Origin of the sequence: Vibrio sp. YT-16, from assembly GCF_033337405.1 — a bacterium.
Taxonomy (GTDB): domain Bacteria; phylum Pseudomonadota; class Gammaproteobacteria; order Enterobacterales; family Vibrionaceae; genus Vibrio; species Vibrio alginolyticus.
This window is the reverse complement of sequence record NZ_JAWOQQ010000149.1, coordinates 1-1,060: the sequence shown is the minus strand read 5'-3', so window position 1 is coordinate 1,060 and position 1,060 is coordinate 1. Positions and strand designations below refer to the sequence as shown.

1 protein-coding gene and 2 pseudogenes are annotated in these 1,060 nt (G+C 43.1%); all 3 read left to right on the top strand.

The features are described from left to right. Positions 1-306 (top strand): annotated as a pseudogene (locus R7F07_RS25400) (type VI secretion system tip protein VgrG); the annotation flags it as partial. Positions 307-319: 13 nt separating this feature from the next. Next, positions 320-610, top strand: a complete 291-nt coding sequence (locus R7F07_RS25395; RefSeq protein ID WP_005499010.1) for a PAAR domain-containing protein — start codon at positions 320-322, stop codon at positions 608-610. Continuing rightward, positions 611-1,060: pseudogene (locus R7F07_RS25390) on the top strand (transhydrogenase beta subunit); the annotation flags it as partial.

Sequence of the window (1,060 nt, the reverse complement as noted above, 5' to 3'; positions counted from 1 at the left end):
GAAAAGTTGTTCCAAATGTTAGTCGAAGACTGCGTGGATATTGTAGTTGAGAACAATAAAGTTGAGAAAGTAACCAACGATGTCACTCAAGACGTTGGAAAAAATGCGATGTTAAAAGTGGGAGAAAACTATACCTCCGACACTGGCAAAGTGCTGTCCCTCAATGCAGGGAAAAGTATTGAAATTAAAGTCGGTGGAGCCTCAATTCAAATGTCGAGTTCTGGCGAAATCAACATTAAGGGCAACAAGATTTCTATCAATGGCTCTGCAATCGCATTGAAAGCAGGACAAATCTCTTTGAATTAAGAGGGAACTTAGAATGGGTAAACCAGCAGCAGTGATTGGAAGTTTTCACCTTTGTCCAAAGAAAACAGGCAAGATCCCTCATGTTGGAGGTCCTGTTGTTATGGGTTCTCCAAATGTAAAAATAGGAGGCATCCCTGCCGCGAGAAAAGGTGACAAACTCGTTTGTATCGGGCCGCCTGACAGCATATCTGCGGGGTCTTCTAGCGTTAAGATTAATGGTAAACCGGCTGCTAGATCAGGGGACTCTACATCTCATGGTGGAAAAATTCTCGTCGGTGTACCGACCGTCCTCATCGGGGGATAGATGCGAATTGGTTTTAAGATGCCTCTATGTCTTATTGACGATGAGGAAGTACAAGTCAGCTCTATTCTCGATGCTTCATTTAGGTTTTCCGGTGAAAAAACACAAAACGTTAACAATGAAGTTTATGAAGAACGACTGTTTAAGCTGATTGCGTCACATGAGAGAAGCTTAAAACAAGCAGAAGTATCTGGTTGTGTTTGCGTATTGTTGCCCCAACTCAGCGACAAAACGCTACTGAAAAAAATCATGCTTGAGATATCCTCTGCCTTAGGTGGTCATCCAAGTACAAATATCTACTTGTATCCTTACGGGCAGGCATCCTTTTTGATGGCTCTTGGAAGAATAAAAAGAGAGTTGGTCTCAAGTCGACCTACCTGGGTTTTGGGATTTAATGCCAAAAATGATGACGTGAATGGTTCGCGTAGTTCGGTCGTGGCGGCGAAATGCGAG

Coding starts and splice junctions, on each gene's coding strand:
- R7F07_RS25395 (WP_005499010.1), top strand. CDS start 320: ATGGGTAAACCAGCAGCAGTGATTGGAAGTTTTCACCTTTGTCCAAAG.